At 43.2% G+C, this 19,132-nt stretch carries 7 protein-coding genes; 3 read left to right on the forward strand and 4 right to left on the reverse strand.

Annotation, left to right across the window (positions count from 1 at the left end; all coding sequences use genetic code 11):
* Positions 1-2,326 (forward strand): T9SS type A sorting domain-containing protein (locus tag IH598_15465; protein ID MBE0639915.1); only part of this gene is annotated, 2,326 nt, incomplete at its 5' end.
* 287 nt (positions 2,327-2,613) lie between these two features.
* Positions 2,614-3,966: an NADP-specific glutamate dehydrogenase gene (gene gdhA / locus IH598_15470; protein ID MBE0639916.1), complete on the forward strand. Its 1,353-nt coding sequence runs from the start codon at positions 2,614-2,616 to the stop codon at positions 3,964-3,966.
* Positions 3,967-4,136: 170 nt separating this feature from the next.
* Here the strand turns inward: gdhA and IH598_15475 are convergent, their stop codons facing one another.
* From IH598_15475 to gldF, 4 genes are all read right to left on the reverse strand, one after another.
* Positions 4,137-5,204, reverse strand: coding sequence for a DUF4340 domain-containing protein (locus IH598_15475; protein MBE0639917.1), 1,068 nt, complete (start codon positions 5,202-5,204; stop codon positions 4,137-4,139).
* 147 nt (positions 5,205-5,351) lie between these two features.
* Positions 5,352-7,403 carry a tetratricopeptide repeat protein gene (locus IH598_15480; protein ID MBE0639918.1) on the reverse strand — a complete coding sequence of 684 codons (2,052 nt, stop codon included), beginning with the start codon at positions 7,401-7,403 and terminating at the stop codon, positions 5,352-5,354.
* A 29-nt stretch (positions 7,404-7,432) separates the two neighbouring features.
* Positions 7,433-9,181 carry a gliding motility-associated ABC transporter substrate-binding protein GldG gene (gene gldG, locus IH598_15485; GenBank protein ID MBE0639919.1) on the reverse strand — a complete coding sequence of 583 codons (1,749 nt, stop codon included), beginning with the start codon at positions 9,179-9,181 and terminating at the stop codon, positions 7,433-7,435.
* 12 nt (positions 9,182-9,193) lie between these two features.
* Complete coding sequence (gene gldF, locus IH598_15490) at positions 9,194-9,925, reverse strand: gliding motility-associated ABC transporter permease subunit GldF (GenBank protein ID MBE0639920.1); 732 nt, start codon at positions 9,923-9,925, stop codon at positions 9,194-9,196.
* A 513-nt stretch (positions 9,926-10,438) separates the two neighbouring features.
* On the opposite strand from gldF, the gene IH598_15495 reads away from it, so the two are divergent.
* Positions 10,439-19,045, forward strand: a complete 8,607-nt coding sequence (locus tag IH598_15495) for a T9SS type A sorting domain-containing protein (protein MBE0639921.1) — start codon at positions 10,439-10,441, stop codon at positions 19,043-19,045.
* Positions 19,046-19,132: the final 87 nt, after the last annotated feature.

Raw genomic sequence — 19,132 nt, forward strand, 5'->3', positions numbered from 1 at the left:
CTGTGAGTTCGTGATCGTGGTGAACCCGCTGCCGGTGTTTGACTGCCCGGCTTACGGCCCGTTCTGCGAAGGCGACGATGCAGTTGAATTCTCTGGAATTGGCGTTTACACCTTTGATGGTGATGTGGTCACAGGGTTCAATCCGGCTGAAGCTGGCGAATACCTGTTTGTTTATACCGAAACCACCGCCTTTGGCTGCACCGACTTCTGTGAGTTCGTGATCGTGGTGAATCCGCTGCCGGTGTTTGACTGCCCGGCTTACGGCCCGTTCTGCGAAGGCGACGATGCGGTTGAATTCTCAGGAATTGGCGTTTATACTTTTAACGGTGAAGTGGTCACAGGGTTCGATCCGGCTGAAGCTGGTGAATACCTGTTTGTCTATACCGAAACCACCGCCTTTGGCTGTGTGGCCAGCTGTGAGTTTGTGATCGTGGTGAACCCGCTGCCGGTTGTCACAATTAGTGGTAACTTTGAAATCTGTGACGGCGAATCCACAATTCTTACGGCTTCATTGGGTGCATCTTACCTTTGGAATACAGGAGCAACTTCACGAAGCATTACCGTCACAGATGCAGGAGAGTATTCAGTTGTTGTAACAGATGTGAATGGATGCATTGGTGAAGGATCAGTTCAAATCATTGTCTTTGACCTGCCAACTTCCTACTTTGAAACTTCTGAAACAGTAATTTGCTTTGGTGAACCGGTAACATTAACTACCTATTTTACCGGAGTTCCACCATGGACTATTACCTACATAGAGAATGATGAATTCACATCGTTTACAACATTTGACAACCCGGATTTCCGTATTGAATATTTCAATAAAACAACAGTCATTCAAACTGTTTCAGTAACCGATGGTAATGGCTGTACAACTGCACTCAACCAAAGTGTTACAATTGTTGTTAACCCATTGCCTGTATTGACTTGTCCTCCTTACATGCGTGCATTTGTCAATGATCCGGTAGTCCTCCTTAATAGTGTAACTCCTTATGGTGGAAGCTACTCAGGAGAGGGTGTCAGCTACGATGGGACAAATTATTATTTCGATCCATCAATAGGTATCGGAACTTACCAGATCACATACTGCTATACTATTCCGACAACCGGTTGTGAAAGCTGTTGCTCCTTCAGTTTCATTGTTCTCAGAATACCTGGAGACGAACAGATTATTTGTATGCCGGAAGGTTGGAGTGGCATTTCAAGCTATTTTATCCCCGACAATCCGCAAGTTGAAACTATTTTCGCCGATCTCGTTGCAGAAAATAAGTTGGTAATTATGCTCGACGACAACAAGTTTTACTGGCCGGAACAAAATATCAATACGTTGGTAAATTGGAATGTTTATAAAGGGTATAAGATAAAAATGAATATGGCAGCATGTATCGAGATTTCGGGTGAGATGCCAGATAATAAAACTTTCACCGCAAATAATGGAAGCAGTTACATTCCGGTTCTCTGCGATCAACCGTTACCTGCCGAAGACATTTTTAATCAGTTTGGTGATAAGCTTTTATTTGCCTATGACCTGCATTCGCAATTGCTTTACTGGCCACTTGGAGGAATTTATACACTTGAGGTTCTCGAACCCGGTAAAGGATATTTAGTGAACATGAACCAGCAAGGACAAGCTACTTACAATTGCTCCAAATCGACGATTCAAAACCACATTCCGGCAAAACCGGTGGATTATGAAAATGCGCCGTGGAGTTATGAAAAGACGGGTTCAGGTCATTTTATATCTCTCAGCAGCTCAGCGCTTAATGAGTTAGTAACCGGAGACTTCATCGGTGTTTTCGATGCAAACGGTGCTTGTACCGGATTAACTCAATACAACGGTGATTCGGGCAACCTCCTGCTTGTTGCTTATGGTGATGACCTCACTACTGAGATGACGGATGGATTGAATGAAGATGAGAGCATGTTCTTCAAAATTTACCGTCCTTCGTCAAAAACTGAAATTTTAACAGATGTGACTTATGATGCTTCAATGCCCAACACCGGATTATTTACGGACTTGGGTCAGTCAAAAATTGTGAGTTTCAAGACTGGGGCAACTTCAGTTTCAGCTGGCAAAATCAGTTCAATTGCACTGCATCCAAATCCAAGCAATGGTCTGATCAACCTTACGATACCCGCGATGGACGAAGTACTGACCATTGAAGTAACTGAAATTACTGGTCAGGTCATCATGACTGAAAAACTGGAAACATCTGCTACCGGATTTAAACATGAGATGGACCTTTCAGGGGTAAGTCCGGGGGTTTATTTTGTCAGGATTACAGGTATTAACCAGAGCGTGGTGAAGAAAGTGGTCATTCAATAAAGACCTGATCTAACAACAATTTTCAATTCAATATCATTATTGCTTTGAAAATATACAAATGAAGAAAAGCTCCGGCAATGCGCCGGGGCTTTTTTTTGATTTCTTGTTTAAGAACTCAAAAAATAAAATCATTTTTCGATGATTCGGATTTACCCAAACAGATTTTGCGTGTTTCACGGATTTTAATTGGAAAATGTTATCTTTTCTTTGTCTGGTGCTCGTTTGTATTTGAATTTTACCTAATCTTGAACCGTGAATTTATTTATTAACAATAAACTTTTTGAGTTATGGCGAATGCTTATCAACAACAAATGAATGATTTCATGGCAAAGGTAATTGCCAAAAATCCAAGTGAAGTCGAGTTTCATCAGGCAGTACACGAAGTCGTGGAAACCTTGATTCCCTTTGTGGAGGAAAATCCAAAATTCAAAGCAGCTAAAATCCTTGAACGGATGGTTGAACCGGAACGCGTAATCCTGTTCCGCGTACCCTGGCTGGACGACAAAGGTGAAGTGCAGATCAACAAAGGGTACCGCATTGAAATGAACAGCGCTATTGGTCCTTACAAAGGGGGACTGCGCTTCCACCCAACAGTGAACCTTGGAATTCTCAAATTCCTGGCTTTTGAGCAGGTGTTTAAAAACGCTTTAACGACACTGCCTATGGGTGGTGGTAAAGGGGGTTCTGACTTCGACCCAAAAGGAAAATCAGACAATGAAGTAATGCATTTTTGCCAGAGTTTCATGACCGAACTTTTCCGTCACATTGGTCCAGATACCGACGTTCCAGCTGGTGATATCGGCGTTGGCGGCCGCGAGATTGGATTCCTTTTCGGACAATACAAACGACTGAAAAATGAATTTACAGGTGTGCTAACAGGGAAAGGCATTCAATGGGGTGGATCATTGATTCGTCCTGAAGCAACAGGTTATGGTGCTACCTACTTCGCCCAGGAGATGTTGAGCACAAGAAATTTAGAAATAAAAGGAAAAGTTGTTGCCGTTTCAGGTTCAGGAAATGTGGCTCAGTATGCATGTGAAAAAGTTACCCAACTTGGTGGTAAGGTAGTTACACTGTCTGATTCCAATGGTTTTATTTATGATCCGGCCGGAATCGATAAAGAAAAACTTGAATTTATGATGTGGCTCAAAAACATTAAACGGGGCCGTATTAAAGAATACGCTGAAAAATTTGACTGTGAATACCACGAAGGCCTTCGCCCATGGGGAATAAAATGCGACATCGCCATGCCATGTGCAACCCAGAACGAGGTGAATGAAGACGAAGCAAAAACACTCATCAGCAACGGTTGCTTCTGCATTTCCGAAGGCGCCAACATGCCATCATCACCTGAAGCCATTGAGGTTTACCAATCTTCAGGTATCCTCTACGGCCTTGGAAAAGCAGCCAATGCAGGCGGAGTTGCTGTTTCAGGACTTGAAATGACACAAAATTCAATGCGTCTCGGATGGTCACGTGAAGAGGTTGATGCAAGGTTGCAACGAATCATGAAAGACATTCACTCAACTTGCGTAAAATATGGCAAACGTGAAGACGGATCGGTTGACTATGTGCAGGGAGCCAACATCGGCGGTTTCGTGAAAGTTGCCGAAGCTATGCTTGCTCAAGGTCTTGTCTAAGGTTCGAAAATTAGATTCTTTTCGAGTAATTCCATTGCAGAGGCTGTCTCAAAATTCTGGATTTAACCCGAATCGTTGAAAATCCAAATGAAAGACTTTTGAGACAGCCTCTTTTTTTTGTTCATCCAATAATTTCCCAATCATAAATTAGCTCACGGTCAATTGAAGATTTACTGCTCCGAAGTTTTATAACCGGTAAAAAATGAAAGTGGCCTCGTGATCGGATCAAAAACGAAATATTGAATCAGTACCAAATCTTTGCCATTATTGATCAGGCCGTACATCCTGTCAATATCATAAGGGTATGGTTCGCCATCGTCTGTCATTAAAAGTCCGAAGTTGTGTCTGCGATAGGTTTTCATACGATAAACATTGCCTGAAGTGTCGGTAAGGGTAATGACATGAACTGGCGTTGCTACTAACAACGAATCGATGTTAAGCTCAGCGTTTTTCCCGACAATGCTTTCAAATCGGACATCCCGGTATCCATGGATGAGGTTAATCAGATGGTTGGGGTCAAAGTCAGTAACCTTATGATTGTCAATAACTCTTGTGAGCCTCAAATCATTACGGTTTAATTTCTCAACTAAATAGGATTCCTCAGGAGTCTGGGGAAAATCAACCCGGATTGATCTGATTTCATGAGGGCTTTTTGCAAAAATCGTGTGATCTCTCCAGTCATTCGGATTGGCCGAAAACCTGGCAGAAAGAAAACCACGCAAACCCGGAAGATAAACAATAAAGGGTGTATCAGAGCCCTCCATTAACATATAGGTGCCAAGGTTATCCTGCGTTGGTTCACCCACATAATAAACTTTTGACAGTTTCTCGCGGTAAAACAACCTGATGCTATTGAAGATGTTAATCCGTGGCAAATGCTGATAAATTTCCACCTTGACTGAATTTGCTGCCAGATTTTTGATCACGCTGTTATAAGCCGACCGCGACACAGGCGCCTGTACTGCCATTCTGAACATGCTGGAAAGTAAACGGGTTACAGCTTCGTTTCGTGCAGAAAGTGTATCATTCAGCGACCATTCACCCGGTTTGATTTTAGTCAGCAGCATATCATTACCGCGCATATCAGCAAGAAAAATCCTTGTCACAGACGCAGTATCATCGATAGCAAATTCTCCGATTTCCTGCCTGAGGGTTCCTGTTTTATTTTGCATCCATAAATACAAAGCCAGCACAGCCATGATGGCAACAATCAATAACTTTATCCGTAAATTCTTCATATAAAATCCATTCTCTCAATTATCAATACTATGTTTTAAATGATTCAGGAAACCAGGAAATCCTGATTCGTTCAGCATAAATGAGTACTGTTCATATTGATTTCCACTCCCAATAATCACTTCTCATCCCGGTCAAAATCAAATCTACTAATTTCCTTTTGCCCTTTTATCATACAACTGCTGCAATTCAGTATTTCCTGTTAAACCGTACAAATGGCTTAGATTGCGGTTTGCAATCTGATTGTTTGGGCTTAAAGTCAGCACGCTCTGAAAGGTAAGGATGGCGTTATCATAATCTTTAAGCATGTAATAACAATTCCCAATGTTGATCATAGCCCCAACATATTCCGGTCTTAACTCCACAGATTTTTGGAATTGAACCAATGCATCAGCATATTTTTGTTGCTCAACAAACAAGTTCCCCAATTCGAAATAATGATCAGGATCTTCAGAGGTACTGTTTTTCATTGTATCCAATTTCTTGTTAAATGCATTTTGAACCAACGACATGTTATTCCTTGCTGTTGGGTTTTCAGGATCCATCTGCAATGCTTGTTTCAGCAATTTTAGTGCTTCGGCATAATCACCTTTCATATAATAGGACAACGCCAGATTTGCTGCCGTCATCGAGTTGGCGCTTGCCTTTTTGTAATACCCGATTGACGTATCATAATCACGGTTCTGGTAAGCAGCATAACCAAGTTTAAAATAGGCTTCACCGAACCTTGGATTGATCTCAACAGACTTTTGCAATTCTGCAACCCCTAATTTCATTAATGAATCCTTTACTTCCCGGTCAGTAGCAGCCACAGCCTGGTTTACCAGTTCGCTTCCATAATGCTTGCGTAATTGTGCACTATTACCCCCATAACGGATATCGTTCGAAAACAAAGTGTAATTATCCTTCCATACAGGGTTTCTGGTGATGGTTCGGGTCGAAAAAAACAAGATAAGCAAGGTGATCAGCCCAAGGAATACCCTGGAAGGCAAAGGTTTAAAATCATACAACACACGTCCCGTAGTTTTTTCGCGGGGAAGCAGTTTAAAAAGGTAGTAAGTGACCAAAACTGAAAATCCCAATACAGGGGCGTACAAAAACCTTTCAGCCATGATTCCGCCGCGCATCAGCACAAAGGCCAGACCAACCGACATCGAAATCCCAAAATAGATGATGGCAAACGAGACGATGTTTCTTCGCTTCAGATTTTTTATGGCAATGGCAATTAATACCGCTACAATAACCAGCGAAAGCCAAACAACCGGATTCCCCCACCCCACCTCTGGAACCTGATTGTATGAATAGTCATAAAGCAACCGGAAGGGGAATGCAAGCCTGAAGAGATAAAACCCAAAGATATAGAGTGTTGTGGGTATTCTCAACGCTAAATCCCTGTATGGATAGTTATTAATATCAACCGGTGGATTACCTGATAAAGTTCCAATTAATGAATATTTCAGGAGAAGGAACCCTACAGAGACGCCAACAAAAGCCAGTGTAACACCTGCAATATAACTACCTTTTTTTGGTGTAAAAAAGTAAAGCAGAAAGGGTACAACGGCAAGGGTAGTCATTGCAGTTTCTTTTGAAAGTAAGGCGAAAAAGTAGAAAATTAGCGCCAGCACAAGACTTGTCTTGTTTTTCGACTTCGAAAAATTAAAAACCATCAGCAATGCTAAAGTTCCATTGAGAAAACTGAGTATTTCGTCCCGACTTTTTATATTGGCTACAACCTCCGTATGCACCGGATGTGCTATGAACAATAGTGTGGCAGCCAACACAAAAAACGGCATTTTACGAAATAATGCTGATAAAAGGGCAAAAACCACCATTCCGGTTAACCCGTATAAAAGAACATTTACAAGATGCATGATCAACGGATTATTACCATGCAGTGCATTTTCGATGGCAAAACTGATATGTGAAAGAGGCCTGTAATACCCTAAATTCAGACCTGAGGCTGCCCAATAATTCTGGGTGGCTAATTTTGACAGGCCATCCCATCCCTGCTGAACATATTTATGGTTGGCTATTTGAGGCAGATCATCCAACGCAAAATCGTGCCCCAGAGTATTGCCATAAAGGATTAAGGCAAAAATCAAAGGTAACCAAATCAAATACTTAACTGCGGGAAACTGCTCCTGCAGATCAGGGTAAAGGCTCTTGCCATGCTTTTGTTTTATTGGTTTTTCGTTCCTCATTTTTAGTAAAATAATCAATTAATGCTTTATTATTTCGCATAGCGTTTCCTGCGAATCACTGCCTGTGCCATTCCAAAAAGAATGACCAAAACTACCGGGATCAAAACATTTACCAGCTGCCATCGTACTCTTTCGGTATCAACCTTATTTTTGTCAAGCAAACGCATTTTGAGTTCCCTCGACCTGATGCTGATCAATCCCGAATCATCGGTGAGATAATTCATTGCATTCAGGATAAAGTCTTTGTTGCCAAACTGCTGACCGGTGTATTTATCATAACCCAATGGTAAGGGCAGGTAGTTGCCCTTGGTTAATTGCATCTGGTTTCGGATCACATCCCCATCGGCAAAAACGATCATCTTTGCCGGTAAACTACTTACCTTAAAACCAATTTCCTTGTTTTCAGCTACTTCGGGTGGTATCCGGTTTTTATACAACGATTCAAAAGTTCCTTCAATTTTGATTGCAACAGGAATATTGGGGCGATTATACAGTCTTTCATCAGGCTTAAGGCCAAGAATATCCAGTTTTATCAGCACCGGAGTTTTAACAGCGCGCGAGTATTGCGAGGTAGTAAGTAATATTGTCTTATTGATTTCTGAAGTTGACTGTACAAAGTCAATGCTGCTCACAAATTCTGTTTTCAACGCATTCAGGTTTCTTACAATAGGGTCGGTGGATTGTGGGGTGATGATTGGGAAATAAAACCACGGGTAATACTCAAACTTCGGCTGATCTCCAATCTGGCCGGCTTTCACAGGGATGGACAGCGCGTTAAGGTCCATCACCAGCTCATTGTTAAGCCGGAAACCATATTTAAAAAACATATCTGTCAGGTTGAGATCACGTGCAATTCCCATTGTTTCAGTTGTCAGCTGAAGGCTGTCCATACTGGCAAAAACAGGATCGACCAACCACAATATTTTACCTCCACGCATCACGAACTGATCAATAATGAATTTATCCTTTTCGCTAAAAACTGAATCCGGTTTTGCAATGATGATGGCTTCAAATGTATTTACGATACGGGTCGTGAGTGAATCCACCTTCAGGCGCTCGCTAAGACTACTCAGTTGTTCGTCAAGTCTTATGTGTTCAACAACGTAATAATCGTTTAATGCTCCCCTTGCATCGGCAGTTTCATGGCGTGTTAGCTCGCCGTGCCCCTCGATAAAAGCAATTTTTGGCCTTCGTTGTGAAACCAGTTTCCTGATCGCGTCGGCAATGGCAAATTCAAGGTTTTCGATGGAGTTATTTAAAATTTCTTCCGGTGGTGTACCCCTCTGTGATGTAAGTAATAACAAAGGGATTTCTCTTCCGCGGAAAGAAGCAATAGCGCCCGGAAATATAATTCGCTGGGATGTACCGTCATTATTTCTAACCTGCAAGTCGGTTGGTTCAAGTCCTTTCTCGATCAGTTGCCTGTAAACCTGCTCCCGCTCCCGTGTATCCGAACTTTCCGAAGGGTTGATAAAACGGTACTCGATGTTGCTGTTAAAAGCCCTGAACTCGTTCAGCATATCTTTGGTTTCACGTTCGAGCCGCTTGAAACCGGCAGGAAAATCGCCGTGAAGATAAACCCTGAAAAAAACCAGGTCATCAATTTCCGAAAGTAACGTGCGCGTGGCCTCAGATAAAGTATAACGCTTTTCCGCTGTCAGGTCGAATCGGGTATACGCATAGGAGCCAATTATATTTGCCAGCACAATAATGGCAAGCCCAAACAGCAATTGGACAACATTTTGGTTCCTGTTATTTTTATTGAAAACTTTTCCCATCATCACAATCCTTTACCATTTTCGGCTTTCGATCGAAAGTTTAGTGAATAAAATGAATAATGCGATCAAACTAACAAAGTAAACAACATCTCTTGTATCAATTACGCCACGACTCATCGAAGTGTAGTGAGCGTTTATACCCAGGGATTTGATAAACAAATCTACCGTTCCAAACAAATCCAGCGAATGGATAAAGTCGAAACCAACATATGTGAACAAGCTTAAAAATACCGCTACAATAAAAGACACGATCGGGTTACCGGAGATCGAGGATGAAAACAGGCCAATTGAAACAAAAGCAGCTCCCAGAAACAATAACCCGATGTAAGAACCCCATATTCCTCCGGTGTCAATATTTCCCTTAGGCAACCCCAACTGGTAAACCGAATAAAAATAGATAAGGGTAGGCAATACAGAAAAAACAACGAGGATGACTCCGGCAAAATATTTTGCAATGATGATCTGAAGGTCGGTCAGTGGCTTGGTGAGCAAAAACTCAATAGTGCCGCTCCGGTGCTCGTCCGCAAACGATCGCATGGTGATGGCGGGAATCAGGAATAAAAAAACGAATGGCGCCATCATAAACAGACCATCGAGTGAAGCAAAACCAAAATCAAGAATATTAAAATCAGAGGCAAATACCCATAAAAACAAGCCGTTTGTCAGAAGAAACACCGCAATCACAATGAAACCGATCAATGAGCTCAAAAACCCTCTTAATTCCTTCTTCAGCAAAGTAATCATAGTAAATTGTTAAGCTTTGAAAGCGCGAAAATAATACAAATGAACGAACGCTAACCACTTCCAATTATTTCGGATAATCCAAGTCAGTGTAAATGACCGGATAGAATATTCATCAGGCTAAAATTTACCCTTAACTATTCGCTTCATTTTGACTTTTTAAAGAAAGTGTTTACTGATTTTGAAAAACCTGGTGCAGTATTTTCACCCATGTGGGTGAAATTCCTTATTTCAATACTGTAATAATTTAATCCTTGAACAACTTAAGTAAGTCAATTAAAAATTATTTCATTTTATTAAATCATTCATTATGAGTGTTATATATGTAATTTTGATAATAATAAATTCATTCAGACAACTTTGGCCTGCATTTTGAAAACCCAGCTTTAACCGGTTGCAAAATTTTTAACAAAACATTAACACTCAGAAATTTGGAAAAAGGTAATCATTGATATTACTTTTGCGCAAATTTGTACCATAATATTTTTTACCATTAATTAACACTAAATTGCAATTATGAAAACAAGTCTATTTGTTATGATTATGCTTAGCATGCTGATGAGTTTTACACACGGTAATGCCCGTGGAAACAGTCATCAGGTTCAGTCCTTTCAGCCACAGGTTGAAGAGTCAGAAATCCTTTCGTTTAAGGAGCCGCCAGAAAGTACCCGTTTCAGGTTACATCCTGGTTCTGCCCCGGGACAATCGGGTGGGAATCCGTTCTTACTGGTTGACACCCCTTTGAATTATTCATCAAACGTAGCAGAAGCAACTATTTTGAGGTATGACAACTCAACAAACGTGAATGCCATCGGATTGCAGGAGGGGGGCACATTCACTGCTGCGATAAAATTTCCTGCGACCACCATGGGGCAGTTTTCAGGGATGAAACTCTCACAGGTTGAGATTTTTATTTTTCATGTTCCAACTACCTGCGTTTTAAAAATCTGGGGACCTGGAACGGCTTCGAGTCCCGGTACGTTGCTTCATCAGGAGCAGTTTTTCCCATCACAGGCCAGTTGGCATGTGATTGACATTCCGGTTTTGATCGGCATAACAGGAGAAGAGCTTTGGGTAGGTTATGAAATTATACATACACCTGGTTTAGCGCCGTCTGGTGTGGGGCCAGGACCAGCAGCCGCCGGTTTTGGGGATCTGTTTTCATTTGACGGTCTCGAATTTGAATCATTGCTGAACAGTTCCGGACTGAATTTCAACTGGAACATCGCAGCAATACTTGAAACGCAAAGTGTTCTACCAACGGCATATGCTGGCGAAGACGCCACTATTTGTGCTACGGAACAGTATGTAATTGAAGATGCTACAGCGACAGATTTCAGTTCAGTTTTCTGGACAACCACCGGCGATGGATATTTTGTCACTCCGGTAAGTCTTAATCCTAAATATGTTCCCGGCCCGGGAGATATAGCATCTGGTTCAGTGACCCTTTGCATAGATGCATTTCCAATTGGCGGAGGGCAACCAGCATCCGATTGTATGCTTTTAACCGTAGACCTTGATCCGACGACTTGTTGTTGTCCGGATTTTAAACTCAAAGACGCCTTGAACATTTGTCCTCCCGAAGGGGCATGCAGAGGAGAAACAGCGCCAGGATTAAATAAGGAGGGAATGGCTGCCTGCAAGGAAACTACGCACACTTATACTGTTTTTCCAAATGATCCGGGGTACGTATATACATGGACGATCAGCGGAGGTACACCAACCAGTTTTGTCGGCAATCCCATTTCGGTTTTGTGGGGTAGCGGATCAAGCGGAATAATCCAGGTGTTTATTTCAGGAAACAATTGCAATGACACCATCAGCCAGGAAATTTGTCTGATTGACGGTCCTCAGGCTGATTTTACCTTTAATCCAAACCCTGTTTGCATGAATACCGATGTTAACTTTTTCAATACATCGCTTGGCGGGGCCACATATTTTTGGGATTTTGGGAACGGGGTAACCCACTCCGGCGCCAACCCACCTCCACAGCAATATAATGCTGCGGGGACTTATGTTATAACGCTCACTGCTACTGATCTTGGTTCAGGTTCAGCACAGGGTGATCATGGCGCCTGTGGTTGTGTTGATACCATTTCAAAAACCATTGTTGTGTTGAATGGCCAGGGTCCTGAAATTGAAACAGATTGTTGCTACGGAACGGTTTGCCCTGGTGAAACATCTTCTTTCTTCACTAACCTGGTTTGTGGCACATATAATTGGACAGTCGCGGGAGGAACTATTATTTCAGGCGCAGGCACCAATGCGATCACCGTGCAATGGGCTGCAACCTATCCCGGACCAACTTCAGTGACTTTAGCGGTTCCGGGTTGCGGTTCTGCACCTTGTCCCGGTTCCACCACCATTTATGTTCCGGTACTTTATCCCAATTTACCGATCAGCGGACCAAGCCCGGTTTGTGTCGGATCATCAGCTACTTATTCGCTGCCGGTGCTGCCCGGAACTTATTACACCTGGACTGTTACAGGCGGTACCTATCAATTTAATGATAAAGACCGAAATGTACCCAATGTGAACATTACTTTCAATACGCCCGGAACCTATACGATCCAGTGTGTATATAACAATCCTATGGCAGGTTGCAGCGGAGCCAGCTCAATTACGGTTGATGTACTTCCGGTCTTTTCGATTCTTTTCGGGCCTGAAGTTGTTTGTGAAGGATCCACTGAAACTTATTTTTCCAATGGAAATGCGAACTGGTTTATAACGCCCCCTGGAGCTTTGGTAGGAACCGGAAACTCCCCGGCCATCACCTGGGGTGCACCGGGAACATACACATTGGTTGCAAAACCCGTTAATCCATCTCTCTTCTGCAATGATTCAGCAGTGAAAATTGTTGAAGTGATTGCTAAACCAATATTGGGTCCAATCACGGGAAAGACTATGGTTTGTCCTGATAAAAATCAAACCTACAGTGTAACTTCGAACACGGTTGGGAGTCAGTTTGTATGGTCTGTATCTTTGGGAACGGGAGTTATTCAATCCGAAATGGGTGCTGATAAGGACTCTGTGGTTGTTAAATGGACAGGAACAGGTCCATGGCAGCTAAAAGTAGAGCAGGAAATCGAGATCAGCCCGGGTAATTTCTGCACATCTTTACCACAATTTCTTAATGTAAATCCTTTCCCTACCCCAACAATAACAGGAGTTTCAACGGTTTGTGCAGATGCAGTGGAGACTTATGTTGCCAGTGGACCTGCACCTCCGGGAGGTTTTCAATGGACAATTAATCCTCCGGGACAAGGGACGATTATTAGCGGGCAGGGTACGAACTCAGTGAACATCAAGTGGCACGGACCTTTAAATAATTCAGCTTCTGTCAAAGTTGAGCATTGCAGTGGTTCATTTATACTTCCAATAGCCGTGAATGCACCGCCATCAGCTGTTGCCACTTACAGCACGCTGCCTGTTTTTTGTTTAGGCGACAACACCACGCTGGTATTGTCAACTCCTCCCTGCGGAGGTTGCTCCTATCAATGGTTTAAAGCGCCAGCCAGTCCATTGGGGACTTCCTCAAATCAGAACATTAACATCTCATCCTTAAGCCTTGGGGTACACCAGTATTATGTTGAAGTAACCCAAAACGGATGCACTATGAAGTCGAATATTGTAGATGTTGTTATAAAAGATTGCGGCAATGGCGATCCGGGCACCTGCGATGTTGTTGCATGGTTCTGGCCTTATGTTGAATGTGATAAAGTAACCCTGATCGATAAATCGACAGTTGGTCCGGGTGCGTCAATAACACTCTACCAGTGGACTGCATCCGGACCAGGTACTGTATCGTTTGCTCCAAATGCCAACGATCCAAATCCTGTCATGACAGTTTCCGCTTCAGGTACCTATGTGATTTCTCTCACGGTCACCTCATCCAGTGGCTGTACACATACCTGGACAGAATTGGTCAATATCCTTCTGCCAACAGCCGATTTCACCTTTACCAGCCCCACCTGTGTGGATGATGCCGTTTCGTTTACACCCATTCCCAATAATCCTAACTTCAATTACTACTGGACTTTTGGCGATGGATTTGATTCCTATACAGGGCTTACCGATCATGCGTACTCCTCCGCAAGCCCGCCGGTTTTTATTGTAAATCTTACCATAACCGATGAGTATGGTTGCGTGGCTACTGCGCAAAAACAAGTGTGGGTAAATCCCAAAACACCATGTGTGATTGCTGCTTCAGACACCGCTTTTTGTCCGGGTGGATATGTTACGCTCACCGCCTGCGATAACATGAACAGTTATCAATGGTACAAAGATGAACTTCCCATTGCCGGCGCAACAAGCCAAAACTACCTGGTTTATCAGCATGGCGAATACTCAGTTGAAGTTACCAATGCGTTTGGCTGTAAAACAGTAGCCGAAAGTGTTTACATTTATATGTATCCAACACCTATTGCAAACATTACCGGAGAAACCTACATTTGTTCTCCTTCCTGGTCAAACGCATACTTCTATTTAATTACACCGTTCAACCCCAACTATTCCTACCAATGGAACGGACCGAGCGGCAACCCGGGCGATTATTTTGTAACATCAACCAATAATGATGCATGGGGAAGTATGCCTGCCGGTACAACGGGACAGTATATCTTTACGGTTACCGTTACTGATAATGTAACCGGGTGCAAAGCTACAGACTATATTTGTGTGACTTTTAACCTGAGTCCCGACCTGAATGTGCCATTTTACAGTGGTTGCGAAGGTCCTCCTGTTACACTTACCCCGAACATTATTGATCCTTCAAAATATACTTATCAGTGGAGCAGCGGACAGACAACACCAATAATCACAGTTACTGCTCCCGGAAGTTATTCACTCACCATTACGGATAAATTGACCGGTTGCTCATCCACTGTGATAGCGGCAATGATCTTCCCAAATCCTGATTTGTCATTATTCCCGATTGGTTGCGGCACAATGTTTTGCAACGATCAGCTCGATTTATACATCCCTTTGCCGCTGAATGCTTTGCCGTGGCCTAATACCATTCCCGACACTTACCCGATAATTGAATGGTATGACCAGTTTAACAACCTGGTTGGAACCGGTGATGTTCTCCCGTTCATCCCGGTTACAGCAGGAAGTTACCAGTTTTCAGTTGTCGTTCAAAACTATCAGGGTTGCATTGATACTGCAGGGGTGTTTTGTCTTGATGTAGCATGTTGCCTGGTTGAAATACAATCTGTTGAAACCACCCCCGCTTCATGCCCTGAGATATGTGATGGTTCAATAACAATTACATTAGATCCGGCTTCCTATGGAGGCCCGTTTACCATCACACAAACTTCGCCTCCGCCAACCAATTCATGGACTATAGTCCCGGGTGTTCCATTGGTATTAACAGGACTCTGCCCTGATTTCTACACATTTATTATTACTGACGAAACGGAGCATTGTGTTGAGGAAATTACCGTTCAGCTTGGTTATGAAAGTGATATCTGTTGTGAAATCATTATCGAATCTGCCAGCATAACGAAAGCTTCCTGCCCGGAAGTCTGTGATGGTGCAATAACAGTTCTTCTCGACCCTGCGTCAACAGTCTCACCATTTACAATCACAATTACACCTCCCGGTATTTCATATACCATTCTTCCGGGAGTTCCATTCACCTTAAATAACTTATGCCCCGGTACATACCTGGTAACAATAACTGATTCCACTACGCTGTGTACATACACCCATCAGGTTTATGTCGGATTTGAAAGTGATATTTGCTGCGACATCATTATCCAGTCCACCGAATTCACCAATGCCAGTTGTCCTGAAATTTGCGACGGCTCGCTGACCATCGTGTTAGACCCGGCGTCAACAGTTGCTCCGTTTACCATCACTCCGGTGGCTCCTCCCGGACCACCTGTGCCCATCGTTCCCGGCGTACCATTTACCCTAACCGGCTTATGCCCGGGCGTATATGGATTCGTAATCAGTGATGAAACCGGATTGTGCGCTGAGGAGGTGTTCTTCCAGATCGGTTTTGAAAGTGATATTTGCTGCGACATCATTATCCAGTCCACCGAGTTCACAAATGCCAGTTGTCCTGAAATTTGCGACGGCTCGCTGACCATCGTGTTAGACCCGGCTTCAACGGTTGCTCCGTTTACCATCACTCCCGTGGCTCCTCCCGGACCACCTGTGCCCATCGTTCCCGGCGTACCATTTACCCTGACGGGTTTGTGCCCGGGTGTGTATGGATTCGTAATCAGTGACGAAACCGGATTATGTCAGGAGGAGGTGTTCTTCCAGGTTGGCGTAGAAAGTGATATATGCTGCGATATCATTGTTGATTATGTCAATTTTACCAATGCAACCTGTCCTGAAATTTGCGACGGCTCGCTGACCATCATGTTAGACCCGGCATCAACGGTTGCTCCGTTTATAATCACTCCGGTGGCTCCTCCCGGACCACCTGTGACGATCACTCCCGGCGTGCCATTTACCCTGACCGGTTTATGCCCTGGCACTTATGGATTCGTCATCACTGACGAAACCGGATTGTGCGCTGAGGAGGTGTTCTTCCAGATTGGCGTAGAAAGTGATATTTGCTGCGAAATAATTATTGAGGAAGTGATTTTAACGAATGCCTCCTGCCCTGAGACCTGCGATGGTTCGCTTTCCATCCTATTGGATCCCGCTTCCACCGGAGGGCCTTTTACCATCACGCAAACTTCTCCTCCACCGGTAACCACCTGGCCAATTATCCCTGGTGTGCCCTTCGTGCTGAGCAACCTTTGTCCGGGCGAAATTCAATTTATCATCAGTAATCCAACCGGATCATGTATCCAGGAAGTTAACATTTACATCGGGTTTGAAAATGAGGACTGCTGTTTTGCTGCAATTGATCCAAGCTTTATTCATATCACCTCACCTTTATTAATTACTTCAAACACTGTTTGGGATGATAAATATTTTATTGCCGACGGTGTCATGGTTACTGTTGACAATGGCGCATTACTCGATATTACCAATGTGGACGTTGTTTTTGGAGAGTGTGCAGGTATTGAATTTGTGAATGGTGGTTATCTGAGAGCCAATAACTCGGTGTTCAGACCATGCGATATGGATAAAACATGGAAAGGGCTCAGGTTTGACGATGGAGTGCTATTTACAGACATCATAAATATGGTGAACGAATGCACCTTTAAAAATGCTGAAGTGGCACTCTATTTCCTCAAGGATGCGGATGCATTGATATCGAATAACCTGTTCTCCAACTGCAATATTGGTATCAGGGTTGAAGATAATAGAACCTTTAATCATCCGATTAGCGGAAATCGTTTCGTAACGGAAACCTTCTATCCGGAATTCAAAACTGCCTGTAACTACCCGTTCACCGCAAGTTTAGTAAGCTATGGAATTTACTCTACCAGGTCTGATTTTCGTCAGTCTGTATCGCACAACGAGTTCATCAATGGATTCGTCAGTGGCAATGTGGTTACTTACGGTGTGCACCAGTTGTTTGGCAGTGGTACTTTCTCTTACAGTACGTTCACTGATTTACACTATGCAGTAGCGCTGAGTTCGCAATCAGGTTACACTTCAATTCAGGCCAATCGCATGGAGTCGAAGGTAAAAGGTTACCCAATCAACATTTTCCAATGTTCAGGTCCTGTGATTGAAGTGCATGAAAACACCCTGATCAACAACTACCACCTTTACACAGTCAGTGCCGGGATTTATACAAATCGTTCTGCACGGCTCAGTATTTCCGGTAATGAGATCAATGGCTTTTACTATGGAATTCAGGCTTTGTCGATTAAGAACAGTCAGGTTACAAACAACATAATCCAACAAAGCCTGAATACAGGAATCTATTTTGCTGAAGCCAAGAATAGCGCCAGTTTCATCACATGCAACGAAATCTCAATGCAGAATCTCTCATCAACCACCGGTATCTATGGTGTAAATATGTCGGCTAATTCAGAGGTTTCGAGCAACTGTGTGAACGATTGCCGCGTTTCGATGGATTTCAGAACTGCTTCCAGCAATCCAACTCCATTGCCCAAAATCAGAAATAATTTCCTTTACAATTATAACCTGGCCGGTATTAATGTTCAGGGACACACTGGCAATATCGGTTTGCCTTCAACTGACCCGGGAATGAATACTCTCTGGAGTAATCAGAATGCCGCTGTTGATATCAACAAGAGTTCTGCACCACCAATTACGGTAGCTGACAACTTCGGGATGTTCAATATTTCATTCCCGAATGTTCAGATCACAAGCAACAATCCGTATCATTCTACTGCCTCTTGTGCCCAGCAGATTTTCAACATGCCTTCGCAAGGCAACCTGAACATCAATTTCACCTGTGATAATTACAACAAAATTATTGCGATGATGATGGGGTTTGAAGGATCATATCTGCTGGCTCAGGATTATCTTGCTCAATTCAAGTCATCACCTGATCCCTATTTGGATGCCAACACAATTATGGCCTCAATCGCCAGTCTGGACGAACCCATGTTGGAAATGCTTATTTCGGAAGTAGATCTTTCGGTGAATGAAAAGTCACTGCTCCGTTATGAGTACTATCTGCGTAAGGGAAATATCGCAAAAGCAAAATTGCATTTGCAAAGTTTCATCCCGCAGGACAACGACCAGGTTGAGTTCAAAACACTGCTGATGCTGAACCTCGACACAGCGGAACTGGGATGGGAAGCGATCCTGCCCGAAACTGTTGAAATGTTGAAAGCAATTGCTGATAGTGAAAATGTCAACGCGAACCTGGCCATCTACATGCTCAACAATACTTCAACCTACCGCGATTACCTGTTCGAGACTGTTTCGTTGGAGAATGTAGTGCTTGGAGACCAGATCGTACAACTGGAAGGTGCTGAAAGCTACCTGAACATTTATCCGAATCCGGCCATAAGTTCCGTTGTTATCGAAGCCTTCAATGCGAATGCTGAAAGCAGCAAAATAGAAATCTTTGATATGAACGGACGTCTTGTCCATGATTATACGATCAATTTCTCAGCCGCTGGTTTCGAACTTAATATCGAGCATCTGAAGCAAGGCATCTATTTTGTAACACTGAGTGATATTAATACCGGATTCCTGCAACAGGGAAAACTTGTTAAAATGAGCAATTAAACTGTGAAAAGTTCACATTAAATCAGTCATGGTTTAATCAAACAGTTCTATTTTTTAAATCCCCGGTGTCTCAAGCGAGATGCCGGG

Source organism: Bacteroidales bacterium (assembly GCA_014860585.1).
In the GTDB taxonomy this organism is placed as follows: Bacteria; Bacteroidota; Bacteroidia; order Bacteroidales; family 4484-276; genus RZYY01.

Bases quoted from the DNA above. Each gene is read 5' to 3' on its own strand.
- gdhA (MBE0639916.1), top strand. From the start codon at position 2,614: ATGGCGAATGCTTATCAACAACAAATGAATGATTTCATGGCAAAGGTA.
- IH598_15475 (MBE0639917.1), bottom strand. From the start codon at position 5,204: ATGAAGAATTTACGGATAAAGTTATTGATTGTTGCCATCATGGCTGTG.
- IH598_15480 (MBE0639918.1), bottom strand. From the start codon at position 7,403: ATGAGGAACGAAAAACCAATAAAACAAAAGCATGGCAAGAGCCTTTAC.
- gldG (MBE0639919.1), bottom strand. From the start codon at position 9,181: ATGGGAAAAGTTTTCAATAAAAATAACAGGAACCAAAATGTTGTCCAA.
- gldF (MBE0639920.1), bottom strand. From the start codon at position 9,925: ATGATTACTTTGCTGAAGAAGGAATTAAGAGGGTTTTTGAGCTCATTG.
- IH598_15495 (MBE0639921.1), top strand. From the start codon at position 10,439: ATGAAAACAAGTCTATTTGTTATGATTATGCTTAGCATGCTGATGAGT.